The sequence below is a fragment of the Affinundibacterium fentianense genome (genome assembly GCF_018139545.1).
GTDB classification, from domain to species: domain Bacteria; phylum Pseudomonadota; class Gammaproteobacteria; order Burkholderiales; family Burkholderiaceae_D; genus Undibacterium; species Undibacterium fentianense.
In genome coordinates this window covers 709,013-721,586 of the sequence record NZ_JAGSPJ010000002.1, presented here as the reverse complement: position 1 = coordinate 721,586, position 12,574 = coordinate 709,013, and the positions used below count along the sequence as shown (strand labels likewise).

Here is a 12,574-nt window from a genome sequence, read left to right as displayed (position 1 = left end):
CATCCCGAACAGGACCGTGAAACGACTTTGCGCCGATGATAGTGCTGCAACCAGTGTGAAAGTAGGTCATCGTCAGGCTCTTATACCAGAAAGCCCCTGATTCCAACGAATCAGGGGCTTTTGCTTTATCCCTACACAAAAACATATTCCACATAACCCGATTCTTTGTTACTCCTCACCTTCGATCCACCACTCCTCAGGCTCTCCTTCACGACTTTTTTAGTACTAACTACCACAGAAACTTCTGTGTGCCTCTCTTCGGCCTATTTCCTTCTGGTTGGCAATACTCTTCACGCACGCTTTATGTCCCTTTCAGCACCCAATATCAAGTCATTGGAAATGAATGGTCGGGAGAATAGGAATTTGCTTTTTCATAATCGACGTCGAATACATCGTAGACGCTATATTGGTGTAACTGACCCAGTTGGTGTGGACGATAGCCATTGACCATGCTTGAAAATAAGTTGTTCTTCTTGGCAATTTTATGATCATCACAATAGAAAGACGAAGTCAATCGGGTATAATGTGGCAGTTTTCATTGGGGAGTAGCCTGTTTCCTTGCTGTATAGAGGAAATAGATGCATCAACATACTTGATCAACCGATCATGGTGCATTTGATTATTGCGTCGGCAAGACAGATATTTGGCAAGACCTTTGAACACTTTTTTCACTTTTACCCAGGATGGGCAAGTGGAAAGATTGTTCATTGTGTTTTTATCTCAATGCCCATCCGACATAAATATGGAAGCATTCCTCGTCTCTTCATTTGCAGTCACCATTGGTGAAATCGGTGATAAAACTCAGTTATTGGCTCTACTGTTAGCGGCGCGCTATCGAAAACCCATCCCTATCATTCTCGGTATTCTCATTGCAACCTTAGCAAATCATTTGCTGGCAGGACTTTTTGGGCAATGGGTGGTCACCCAAGTATCTCCGGAGATATTGCGATGGGCATTAGGATTATCCTTTCTCGCCATTGCTGCATGGACGCTCAAACCCGATGAAATTGACGACCAAGAGCTGAAGACTGGTAAATGGGGTGTTTTCATGCTTACCCTTGTTAGTTTCTTTATTGCTGAGATTGGAGATAAGACCCAGCTGGCTACCGTTGCTTTAGCGGCAAAGTATTCGTCATTGACTTTGGTTGTTGCGGGAACGACTCTGGGTATGTTGATTGCGGACGTGCCAGCCGTATTTTTGGGAAAAGTAGCATCACCCAATTTTCCTTTCCACTATGTACGTTGGATAGCTGCGCTTGTTTTCGCAATACTTGGTCTATTAGTGTTGTTAAACCTAGCCTCTGTGTGAAAGACCTTTACTAGTAGGAGCCGCTAGGATTTAATACTTGGCATTGGTCTTTTTCCATTTGATTAATGGGAAAGAAGTCTTTCTTCATTTGTTTTTTTGACTCTCGCTCAGCTCAGTAATGGGCTGACTTTTATGTGCAAAGGTTTTAAATGAGCGCCTTCGTCTTGCCCAAATCTACCACTGTTAAAGTTGGTACGATTTCTCATTCATTGCGTCCGTATCTCGCGCACGGCATTCCCGAAAATTTGGTACGAATAGCATTACCAAATCAAACGAATGCGCCTGCCTTGAATGACACAAATGGTATTTATCTTGGCGAGCTAATGGCCTATTTTGCAGCTGCGACCACATTTTGTCATTCTACTGTCGAAGTGTACGCGAAGCATGAAATGATCCTCGGAGAGTTTGTTCAATCACTGCAAACTATTCGTGGCGAGCGTCCGCATATGACGGGCTTGGAAGCCGTCGCGCAAGATATCGCTTTACCAGTGGTGCTTGAAATTGAATTGGGTGAAGACTGTGAAGTGCAGGCAGACCTTCACTTTGAGGCCGCTGATAGTAGCGAGAAATCTTGGAAGCATTGGCGTAGTGTGAAGCTCGCGCGCGCCGGTGGAATTCCAGCAAGCTGGATAAAAAAATTCTACTTTCCACGGTTACTGGACTACAAAGATTTAGGAAGTATCAAGAATTCACGCATGCAAGAGCAGACCATCGACACTGCTTTGATGATAGGTGGCGTAATGCAAGCCTGGCATAAAGATTCTCCTGCTGATCTCCTGCTCGCATTTCGTCAGCAATATGGAACCATTAATTTTTCTCAAAGCATGCATTTTGATGGTCTCTCGGTCGAAAGGTTTTTTAATTTGACCGGCTTGCGAGATCCAGCCACACGTATACTTAATCAAATGACGATTTGGCAGGATTTGGATGCTCTTGCAAAGAAACAAAAAATTGAACTGACCTAAGCAGCGGCTGGTCGCTGCGAGTCGATTCCGTTGCCTTGAAATTGTGTTGAAGAGCCAGACTTTTGAAGCATTGATCGAGGCGCAGGCAGTGTTGGCTTAGCCATCGTAGGGCACTTAACTTATCTTGGCGCGAACCGCATCAATTCCAAATCGCTTTTGCAGTTCCTCGTACAGTCCTCGAATTGCCTTCAATCGATTATTCATAGGATCAAGCCGAGCAGCGGAATCAATCAATTGTTTTGCGAGTGAGCCTGTGGCTGGATCCCAGCCTAAATTTTCAATACATTTGAGGGCTGCCAACGCAGCATTCAGAACGACTTGCGGGTTATCTGGCGATTTGCGGGCGGCGCTCGACATAAGTTCTACCGAGCCGCGGAAATCGCCTTCCTTGGCTTTCTGTACGCCTAATGCAACTAAGTCTTTGACTTCCTTTTGACTACGTTTAGCGAGTTCTTTACCTAGGTGCCCTTTTCCGACACTTTCGAAAACCCCCATTGCTTTACTCACCATATTTTGGTTAGGAGCATTGCGCATTACTTCCATAATTACTTCTGATGCTGCATCCTCCTTATTGTTCTCGAGACAGCTTTTTGCCAAGCCGAGCTTAAGATCATTCGAAAGGCCAATGTCTTCACGGTTCGCTTGCACCGCGGCTTCTAATTCCTGCGTTAATTTATTCATGTCGCCAGTTGACGCATGAACCATTGCAGCAGAAATTGCCCTACATGCCTCGGTCTTTTTTATGCCAGTCATGCTTTTTTCGAGATCACGTATAACCGATTTTGCTTGGTTGTGATCACCTTTCTTGACCAAGGCATTGACTAAGTTGACATGATCTTCTGGATCGCGGAATTCAGAGTACTTTGCTTTACTAACGACCTTTTTTAATACATTTTCAGCTGTATCAATATCCCCAGTTTCAAGCGCGAGTGAGCCTAATTTACGTAGTCGCCTGACCGCATGTGGCGATACCGTGATCGCGGTATCCAAAACCGATTTGGCCTGTGGTAACGCACCGATCGCTTCGTGCGTTTTCGACAGCCAATCATAGGCATCCATGTATTTATTATTTTCGGCGACGAGGTTGCTTAGAATGTCCTCAGCTTCTTGGTAGCGACCTTGCATGAATAAGGTCTTTGCAAGTCCTAACCTAGCCCAAGCGACAGCTTTCATTTCATACAATTTTGCGTAAAGAATTTCGGCCTCGTTTGCTTCACCAAGAGTAACGTGCAGTTCGGCGCGCAATCGCATAAAATCCACCGCATAGCGCGGATAGGTAGCCTCACCTTGAAGACAAGCTTCGATCGACTCACGCACGAAACCTTGCTCCATCAGATCGTAAACTTCGACAAAAGCCTTACGTTTTTCAATCGCTTTCAGAACACGCTCTAATAGCATGTCGGCGGTAAAAGGTTTTAGTAAATAGTCGGAAGGAGCCAATTCTGCAGCGCTGACAACTTTCTCGTAGGCACGCTCAGCGGTGACCATAATGAAGATGGTTGAGAGCGGGGTTAATTTGTGATGTCGAATGTCTTCGAGCAATTGTTGACCGTCTTGTCCTACACCCAAATCGTATTCGCACAGTACCAAATCAAACACTTTGGTCTGAATTGCGCGCACGGCTGTCCCTGAAGTGAGAGCGTGTTCGATCTTATTGATGCCGCACAAATTAAGCATGTTGTGCAAACTCATGCGCATCCCAGAATGCGGTTCGACGAGTAAAGCACGAATGTCACCTAAATTGCTCATGAAACCCTTTTGTTGAAAATGGTGTGGTCTGTCATTACATTGTTATGATACTTATCGTAATGCATCCAATACTAATTGGATTTGAAGGTCGCTCACTTGATGTCGACTAAACTATGCCAAAACTTTAACCGAATACCGGGTAGCAATATAGCTGTGTAGCAATTTTTTTCAATGCAAGCCAAGCAACGTCGTTTGATTGCCACGTAAAGTTTCATTTGAGAAATTTTGCAATAAGCAAGATAGCAAGCGATAACACGATCGTTGAGGCAAATGGAATCGTAAAAATCCTTCCGAAGAGGCGGAAGCGAAAATCGCCAGGCAATTTCCCCAAACCTAATTTTTGCAACCATGGTAATAAATTGGCAAATATTATTAGACCGATGAAGATGACCAAAACCCAGCGTATCATGACATTCTTTCAATAAATAAAACCGATTGTAAAGCAATTAAATTCGTCGTTTGCGTGATCACCCGACCTCATAGCCGATGGCTGCGATCATAGGGGAGAAGCTTAGTGGCAAGTGCATCATCAAGTTCAATTCCACAGCCGAGGATTAAGACCTTAAACAATTCCCCCATTTCTGCGGGCGATGTCAATTTTTGCGTAGCATTTGCAGCAGGTAAATATCGTTGGTTATCTTCAATTGGAATCCGACTGAGAATGTCAGTTATTCCAGAAGCAAGTAAAAAGCTAGCTTGACTCGTGTAACTGAGCAGGTCGAGGCCAGATTGAACTCCCGCCACGGCAACCGCGGTAAAGTCAACATGGGCTGTGATGTCTTGTAACCCGGGTAAGTAAAATGGATCAGGATGCGCATGATGGCGATAATGACACATCAAAGTTCCTCGTTCACGCTGAGCTAAATAGTATTCGTGCGATGGGAAACCATAATCGATCCAAATGCATGCACTGCCCAGTCCCGATCTTGTTTTGCCCTGTTGCATCATGGCAGCAATACTACGCATAAAACCGAGACTGATTGGGTGCACCTCAGTAATGTAATTGGCAGGAAGCTCAGCCGCAAATGGTATTTGCGCTACTAATTCGGTCGCTACCGCAAATGAATCCGGCATTGGGGTCAGATTGAGGCCAGTCGTTTGCTGAGCATCGCGACAAACACCTAATACTTGCCAGGCATCATTGGCTTTGACAATTAGTTCAACAGGCATCGCGTCCAATACTTCGTTGCCGATAATCACGCCAGTGAATTCGGTAGGCATTTGATCGAGCCAGACAACTTCGGGGAAATTTTTCAACCGTTCTTCTTGCCGTGCTCTGAGCTCGCCAGACAATTCCACGATAAAATAGCGGTTTATCGATATATTCGACAATTGACATTCAGAGAGGATGTCGAAAGCTAATTTACCTGTACCTGCGCCAAATTCGATAATTTGGTGGCTAGTTTGTTGAAATAGCTGACTGATCGTTTGAGCTAGTGTCGATCCAAATAAGCTGGAGATTTCAGGTGCCGTCGTGAAGTCACCATCGACGCCGAGTTTGGTGGAGCCGCCACTATAGTAGCCCAATCGGGGAGTATATAAAGCTAATTCCATGTAGCGTGAAAACGCAATACATCCATTGTTCGCATCGATTTCGGATTGAATTAAATGAAGTAGCTGCTGGGAGTTTGCGAGCGCAGCTTCTGATGGCTGAGGCAAATTCAATTTGTGTTGCGATGATGAGTTAATTTTTTGCATGCTGCCATTGTATAAAAAAGCGGAATGTTTCCCACTAAATTGTGAAAACATTTTCACCTGTTGCTGTATTAAATTTTTCGGACAATGCTGTTAAGGTGCCTTTGTGTTGGGCAGACTTCAGCGAATTCTGTGGTTAAGTATAAAGTGAATTCTCTATGAGCGAAGCATCTTCTACTCGTGTTGCTCTTATTACCGGGGCTGCTAGGCGTATTGGTCGTCAAATTGCGTTGGCGTTGGCTAGGCAAGGTTGGGATATCGTAGTGCATTATGGCAGGTCTGAAATTGAAGCAAGAAAAGTTGTCGAAGAAATTGAAAACCTTGGTCAACGGGCGACGTGTATTCAAGCCGAATTGGGCGATGAAGTGCAGATCCGCTCGATTGTGCCAGCGGCAATGGCAATCTTTGGACGATTGGATTGCGTAGTTAATAATGCATCCTTATTTGAAGGAGACAGCGCAAAGGATTTCACTAGTGCGTCTTTGGACAAACATATGCATGCAAATTTGATGGCGCCGATCATTCTTGCTCAAGATCTCTACTCAGTCCAACCAAGTGGGTGCGTGGCAGGAATGGCCTCTGTAATCAACATTTTGGACCAAAAATTATTCAATTTAAATCCTGACTATTTGTCTTACACTCTCTCAAAAGCCGCATTACAAACGTCAACTGTGATGTTGGCACAAGCCTTGGCGCCGAAATTGAGGGTCGTGGGGATTGCTCCAGGTCTGTCGATGGTGTCAGGAGAGCAGAGCGCGAGTGATTTTGAGGCTGCCCATCGCATCACTCCACTGGGGCGCTCAAGCTTGCCTGAGGATATCGCTGAAGCAGTTTGTTATGCTGCCAATGCAAAAGCAGTGACTGGATCGACATTAATCGTTGACGGAGGACAGCACTTGATTCCTACGCAACGTGACGTCATGTTTTTAGCGACAGCCCAAGCGAACCAGAAAGAAACTTTTTAACTAAACTATTTGTACGTACTTAAAGCGACCCACTATGTTATCTATCCTCCATCACCCACAACTTGCCGATTGTCGTCGTTTGTTTTTGCGTAACTACGAAGTCAATATCAATATAGGTGTGCATGATTTTGAAAAAAAAGGCGAGCAGCGCGTCATGATCAATGTCGATCTGTATATACCGCTTGCTTTGTCCACGCCTAAAGACGATCAATTGGACGAGGTGGTTGACTATGATTTCATGCGTGGCACGATCGCTGCTCGGGTCGCTCAAGGGCATGTGCACTTACAAGAGACGCTATGTGATGACGTCGCTAAAATAATGTTAGCCCATCCACGTGTGAAAGCAGTTCGTGTTTCGACAATGAAACCCGATGTGTACCCAGATTGTGAAGGTGTGGGAGTCGAAGTATTTCAAATCAAGTCTGAAACGTGAGCTAAGTTATGCAAGTCATTTCCATACCAAGTCCTAGCAAGCCATTGCAAACCAGCAGTACCCGCTCGCCTGAAAAAATTGCTTATGAAAACAATAAATTACACAAACGTTTGTGTCGATTAGTCGGACAAGCGATTGGTGATTTTAATATGATTGAAGACGGCGATAAGGTGATGGTCTGTCTTTCTGGAGGCAAAGATAGCTATGCCTTGTTGGATATCTTGATGACTCTGCGTGAGCGTGCACCGATTAATTTTGAAATCGTTGCGGTGAATCTCGATCAAAAGCAACCAGGCTTTCCGGAAGATGTCTTACCGACCTATTTGGATAAATTGGGGATTCCTTACCATATTGAAAATCAAGATACGTATAGTATCGTCAAGCGATTAGTCCCCGAGGGTAAAACTACCTGTTCCCTCTGTTCACGCTTGCGTCGTGGAATACTCTATCGGGTTGCGGATGAACTCGGGGCCAGCAAAATTGCGCTTGGACATCATCGCGACGATATTATGGAAACCTTTTTTCTGAATATGTTTTTTGGTGGCAAATTGAAAGGAATGCCAGCTAAGTTACAGTCAGACGATGGGCGTCATATTGTTATTCGTCCGCTGGCATATGTGAAAGAAGCGGATACGGCCCGTTATGCTGAGGTAAAACAATTTCCCATCATCCCTTGCAACTTATGCGGTTCACAAGAAAATTTGCAGCGCAAACACGTTAAACAATTGATGCGAGAATGGGATAAACAACATCCTGGACGCGTTGATAATATTTTTTCAGCGCTTTCGACAGTCGTGCCATCACATTTGATGGACAAAGACCTGTTTAATTTCCGCGACTTAAAACTCACTGGCGAAGCGATCGCTAATGGTGATATTGCGTTTGATGAGGAGCCTTGTGCTCCATCGATTGTGCCGCTTTCGCAGTACGAGTCGGAGTCCGATTAAGATTCCTCCCTTCGCACTGTATTCGCTCATCAGAAAAAAAGCATGCATTGTATAAATGCATGCTTTTTTTGTTTGATAAGTCAATTTCATCCCATCCTATCGGTTTTCATCGCACTGAATTCGTGGTTTATCGCAAGCTAAACCACGAATAGAGACGAGGAATTACACTGGAATGACTCACACTGTAAGAAGACACGCGGTCATCAAAATGAGAAAAAACATTCTGTTGTCGTTTTTATTCGTGTAAATTTGTCAATCTCGGTTTATGATCACGGATCGTATGACTGATTCATGTCGTGATCGCTAAAGCCAGCCTGGCTGTTTTCTATGCTGGCTTTTTTAGCTTGTTTTTGCTCCATCTGAACATTCGTTGCTCTTGATTGTATAAAAAGGAAAAGGAAATATCATGTCTACCAATGCTTTTACCGTTTTGATGAAATTGTTTTATGAGCCGAGTGCCGCGTTTGCATCCCTAAAGGAAAATTCGAAGCCATGGATTCCGCTCATTCTCATGATGGGTTCGACCCTCGGATTATTTTACTGGTACTACGCAACAGTGGATTTTTCATGGTTGATCGATCATACACTCAGTGCCAAACCCGATATGAAACCCGAAGAGCGTGAAATGGTTACCAAAATCATGTCTAAGAACAGTATGCTCATCACCACGATGGGTGGCGTTTTGATCGGGATGCCGCTATTTTATGCAGTGCACGGTCTCTATTTGCTGCTGGCGTCAAAAGTAATGGATAGCGCGCTTCCTTATGGTAAATGGTTTAATTTTGCCGTATGGAGTAGCGTTCCAAGTTTGATCGGTGCGCCGTTGATGGCTTTGCAAATTTTAACTGGTCACGGTCAAGTCTCGATGGAAGGCTTGAACATGCTGTCATTTAACTTTCTGCTGACTAACTTCCCGCCAGATCATCCGTGGGTGGGTATCATGAACAGCCTGAGCGTTCCTATGTTCTGGTCTATCTTCATCTCATTTGTTGGTTTACGCATTTGGACTGGACGCAAACTGCTGAGTTGTGCGGTGGTTGCAGTTTTACCTTATGCCGTCATTTATGGTTTATGGATGGCAAAACTGGTTTTCTTTAAGTGATTTTTTGTAGCCTTCTATAACGAGTCTTCCACAAGCCGCTTTCTTCAGGTATTCAAAGCACATTATGAATAAACGTCAGATTCTTGGAATTGCTGTTATTGCAGCAGTTATCATCGTGCCAGTCGCGATTAAGTTCACTAACAGCAAACCGAAAATTGAAGTCGAGTTAGCGAAAGTCAGTAAGAAAGAAATTCAGCCATCGATCCTAGCGTCGGGGAATTTCGTATTTCGTCAACAAGTTCAATTGTCGAGCGAAGTTATCGGTAAAGTTTCCGAAGTTTTGGTGAAAGAAGGCGACAAAATTCAGCAAGGCCAAGTGCTGCTGCGTTTAGATCCGACTTTGATTCGGGCGGAAGTAACGCAGCAGCGAGCGATAGTCCGTAGTGCGCAAGTCAATATTGAGCGCGCACAGTTGAACGTGGATCGCCAACAAATTAATGCGGATCGCAGCCGCCGCTTGGCGGAAGCAAAATTCATTGATGCCAGCAAGTATGAAGATGCGGTGCACCAACTTAATGTTGCGAAAGTTGACTTGCATGCGGCGCGTGAGAGCATGCAACAAGCAAGCGCTTCCTTAGATCAAGCACTGAAACGATTGGACAAAACCGAAGTGAAAGCGCCAATCAGTGGCACCGTAACGGCTGTACAAATTAAGATTGGTGAAACCGCAGTGGCGAGTGCGACAGGCATGGCTGGTTCTTCCTTGATGACGATCGCGGATATTGGCAGCATCATGGCTGAAGTGAATGTTGATGAAGCGGATGTCGCAAAAGTCGCAGTGGGACAACGCGCGAAAGTCTTTCCAGCGGCATTTGATGATCAACCAGTGGCTGGTGTAGTGGAAGAGGTGTCGATGGCACCGCGCGCTAATTTGCCTGGTGCATCACAGGGCAAGACCTATGTTGTTAAGTTGCGTTTATCTGAGACGACGCTAGGGATTCGAACAGGGATGACTTGTCGAGTTGAAATTGTGACTGGAGGCGGTAGCTTGCGTCCAGTCTTACCTATCCAAGCAATTTTGACTGGTGACAGTATGAAGTTGGAAAATAAGGGTGCGAAGGAATCGAAAGAAGCTTTAAAAGGTGCGGGTGTCGTGTTTACTGTGAAAGATGGTGTCGCACGTAAAAAAGAAGTCAAAGTAGGGATTGCTGACGACAATAATCAAGAAATCTTGTCCGGTGTTGTCGATGGCGATATGGTAGTGACAGGGCCTGCACGTGTGTTGCGCGCATTGCGTGATGGGGACCAAATTCAAGAAAAGAAAACCGATACAGGGGCCACAAAGCCAACGGGCTCGGCTGCTTCCGCAACCGGTTCAGCAAGCACAGCTGCGAGCAGCAGCGCATCGACAACGGTCTCGGCGGAAGGTAAAAAATCGTGATCACCTTAACCGGTATAACTAAAAACTACCAGATGGGTGATCAGACCGTGCAGGCTTTGCGTGGCGTTGATCTACATATTGAACGGAATGAATTGGTTGCCTTCATTGGTACATCTGGTTCAGGGAAGTCGACATTAATGAATATTGTTGGCTGTTTGGATAGGCCTAGCTCCGGTACTTATCAACTGAATGGGCGCGATGTCGCAACAATGGAAAGTGATGAATTAGCTCTGGTACGTAATGCGGAAATCGGATTTATTTTTCAAAGTTTCCATCTCTTACCCCGTGCCACAGCTCTGGACAATGTCGCTCAACCTTTGATCTATCGTGGCATTCATCAAAAAGAAAGGAATCGCCTCGCGGCGGAAGCGCTTGACCATGTTGGTTTGGGCTCTCGTATGCACCATCGCCCAAATGAACTCTCTGGTGGACAGCGGCAGCGCGTCGCGATTGCTCGTGCGCTTGTCGGCAAGCCAGCGATTTTACTGGCCGATGAACCGACTGGTAATCTTGACTCAAGTACGAGTTTAGAAATCTTGGAATTGATCAAGGAAGTACATCGAAATGGACAAACCGTGGTAATGGTCACGCATGAACCAGAAATTGCTGACCAGTGTCATCGAATTGTGCGTCTCAGCGATGGCCGAGTTCTCAGTGATACGCGCAAAGACCAGGGTTTCGCTATGCCTGCTGTGACAGATTCGACGGGAGATTGATCATGTTTCTTTTAGTTGAAAGTATACGTTCAGCACTCAATTCAATTCGTGCACATCGGATGCGTAGTTTCCTCACCTCGTTGGGAATTATCATTGGTGTTGCATCGGTAATCACGGTGATTTCGCTGATTCAAGGCCTCTCCAAAAGTGTGACGAAGCAGTTTGAGGGTTTAGGTGGAAATTCGCTAACAATTACCGCGCACAACACAATGAAAGACGCAATGCGTGGAAAGTTTAACGAATTGCGTTTTGAAGACATTCAACACTTGCGTACCCATGTCGAAGAGATCGCTGACGTGAGTCCCTTGTTTATGTTGTCAATGTCGAGCGTGCGTTATGGCAGTACCGACGCGACGGCGAGGGTCATTGCAACAACGCCGACCTATCAGGATGTTCAGCAGCGATTTGCAAGCATGGGCCGCTTCCTGAGTGTGACAGATGAAACCAGTGCACGTCGGGTTGCGGTGATTGGACCACGGCTGATCGAAACCTTGCATTTGCCGGATAATCCAATTGGCCAATACATAGGATTTAATAATGAATGGTTCAAAATCATTGGTGTGATGGAAAAGCGTGGAGAACTGTTTGGCATGTCGCAGGATGACTATGTGATTATTCCTTTTAGAACCGGACGTAGTCTCGTCGGGAATAATCAACGCCTCAATAATATGCAGTTCACCGTCTCTTTAAAAGATATTTCAAAATTGGAGGAAGTCAAACCTCGGATCACTGCGGTGATGCGGAAAGCACATCGACTCGATCCGGATGTCCCTGATGATTTTGAGATCGCTTCTTCAGATCAACTGTCCAAGAGCTTGGATAGCATCACAGCGACGGTCACCTTAGTGATGGGCGGAATCGTCGGTATTGCGCTGTTGGTGGGCGGTATTGGGATTATGAATATTATGTTGGTCTCGGTAACGGAGCGGACTCGTGAAATTGGCATTTGCAAGGCTATTGGCGCTCGAAGTCGCGACATCATGATGCAGTTTCTCATTGAAGCAGTCACTCTGTCCGTTTTAGGCGGCCTGATCGGGCTCATTTTAGGCTATGGCTTGGGATTTGGAATTTCGAAAATGATTCCAGATTTTCCTGATGCAGTGGTTCCTTGGTGGGCCGTCATGTTGTCGTTCGTCTTCTCTGCCGGTGTCGGAATTGTCTTTGGTGTGATGCCAGCAAGTAAAGCGGCAAAGCTCGATCCTATTGATGCACTACGCTATGAATAAAAGACGTGAAAGTGATGTGCTCGGAATGTAAAGACAAAAAGCCCTCAAACCAGTTGAGGGCTTTTTGTTTGAAACCTGACAGAGTC

At 45.4% G+C, this 12,574-nt stretch carries 12 protein-coding genes and 1 riboswitch; of the genes, 9 read left to right on the top strand and 3 right to left on the bottom strand.

Going from position 1 to position 12,574, the window contains the following annotated elements:
* Positions 1 to 528: 528 nt before the first annotated feature.
* Positions 529 to 645, top strand: a riboswitch (yybP-ykoY riboswitch).
* Between the two features lie 97 nt (positions 646 to 742).
* Both KDM90_RS07790 and KDM90_RS07785 read left to right on the top strand, forming a co-directional pair.
* A complete protein-coding gene (locus tag KDM90_RS07790) occupies positions 743 to 1,309 on the top strand; it encodes a TMEM165/GDT1 family protein (protein ID WP_212675000.1) in 567 nt (188 codons plus the stop codon).
* A gap of 149 nt (positions 1,310 to 1,458) precedes the next feature.
* Positions 1,459 to 2,274, top strand: coding sequence for a hypothetical protein (locus tag KDM90_RS07785; RefSeq protein WP_212674999.1), 816 nt, complete (start codon positions 1,459 to 1,461; stop codon positions 2,272 to 2,274).
* A 114-nt stretch (positions 2,275 to 2,388) separates the two neighbouring features.
* Here the strand turns inward: KDM90_RS07785 and KDM90_RS07780 are convergent, their stop codons facing one another.
* From KDM90_RS07780 to KDM90_RS07770, 3 genes are all read right to left on the bottom strand, one after another.
* The gene (locus KDM90_RS07780) at positions 2,389 to 4,023 is read right to left on the bottom strand and encodes a tetratricopeptide repeat-containing response regulator (RefSeq protein WP_212674998.1); all 1,635 of its coding nucleotides are present in this window, start codon (positions 4,021 to 4,023) and stop codon (positions 2,389 to 2,391) included.
* 211 nt (positions 4,024 to 4,234) lie between these two features.
* Positions 4,235 to 4,432 (bottom strand): DUF2905 domain-containing protein, encoded by a 198-nt coding sequence (locus KDM90_RS07775; protein WP_212674997.1) that lies wholly within the window; start codon positions 4,430 to 4,432, stop codon positions 4,235 to 4,237.
* Positions 4,433 to 4,500: 68 nt separating this feature from the next.
* Complete coding sequence (locus KDM90_RS07770; protein ID WP_230409666.1) at positions 4,501 to 5,721, bottom strand: class I SAM-dependent methyltransferase; 1,221 nt, start codon at positions 5,719 to 5,721, stop codon at positions 4,501 to 4,503.
* Positions 5,722 to 5,876: 155 nt separating this feature from the next.
* On the opposite strand from KDM90_RS07770, the gene KDM90_RS07765 reads away from it, so the two are divergent.
* The 7 genes from KDM90_RS07765 to KDM90_RS07735 all read left to right on the top strand — a co-directional run bounded on the left by KDM90_RS07765 (position 5,877) and on the right by KDM90_RS07735 (position 12,488).
* The gene (locus KDM90_RS07765; RefSeq protein WP_212674996.1) at positions 5,877 to 6,683 is read left to right on the top strand and encodes an SDR family oxidoreductase; all 807 of its coding nucleotides are present in this window, start codon (positions 5,877 to 5,879) and stop codon (positions 6,681 to 6,683) included.
* A gap of 34 nt (positions 6,684 to 6,717) precedes the next feature.
* Positions 6,718 to 7,116: a dihydroneopterin aldolase gene (locus KDM90_RS07760; RefSeq protein ID WP_212674995.1), complete on the top strand. Its 399-nt coding sequence runs from the start codon at positions 6,718 to 6,720 to the stop codon at positions 7,114 to 7,116.
* A gap of 8 nt (positions 7,117 to 7,124) precedes the next feature.
* Positions 7,125 to 8,063, top strand: coding sequence for a tRNA 2-thiocytidine(32) synthetase TtcA (ttcA, locus tag KDM90_RS07755; protein WP_212674994.1), 939 nt, complete (start codon positions 7,125 to 7,127; stop codon positions 8,061 to 8,063).
* 406 nt (positions 8,064 to 8,469) lie between these two features.
* Positions 8,470 to 9,165, top strand: a complete 696-nt coding sequence (locus KDM90_RS07750; RefSeq protein WP_212674993.1) for a Yip1 family protein — start codon at positions 8,470 to 8,472, stop codon at positions 9,163 to 9,165.
* Between the two features lie 64 nt (positions 9,166 to 9,229).
* Positions 9,230 to 10,546, top strand: a complete 1,317-nt coding sequence (locus KDM90_RS07745; protein ID WP_212674992.1) for an efflux RND transporter periplasmic adaptor subunit — start codon at positions 9,230 to 9,232, stop codon at positions 10,544 to 10,546.
* The gene (locus KDM90_RS07740; RefSeq protein ID WP_212674991.1) at positions 10,543 to 11,262 is read left to right on the top strand and encodes an ABC transporter ATP-binding protein; all 720 of its coding nucleotides are present in this window, start codon (positions 10,543 to 10,545) and stop codon (positions 11,260 to 11,262) included. The genes KDM90_RS07745 and KDM90_RS07740 overlap by 4 nt, the downstream gene beginning before the upstream one ends.
* Before the next feature lie 2 nt (positions 11,263 to 11,264).
* Entirely contained in the window at positions 11,265 to 12,488 is a 1,224-nt protein-coding gene (locus tag KDM90_RS07735; protein WP_212674990.1) for an ABC transporter permease, read from the top strand.
* The last annotated feature ends 86 nt before the right edge of the window (positions 12,489 to 12,574 follow it).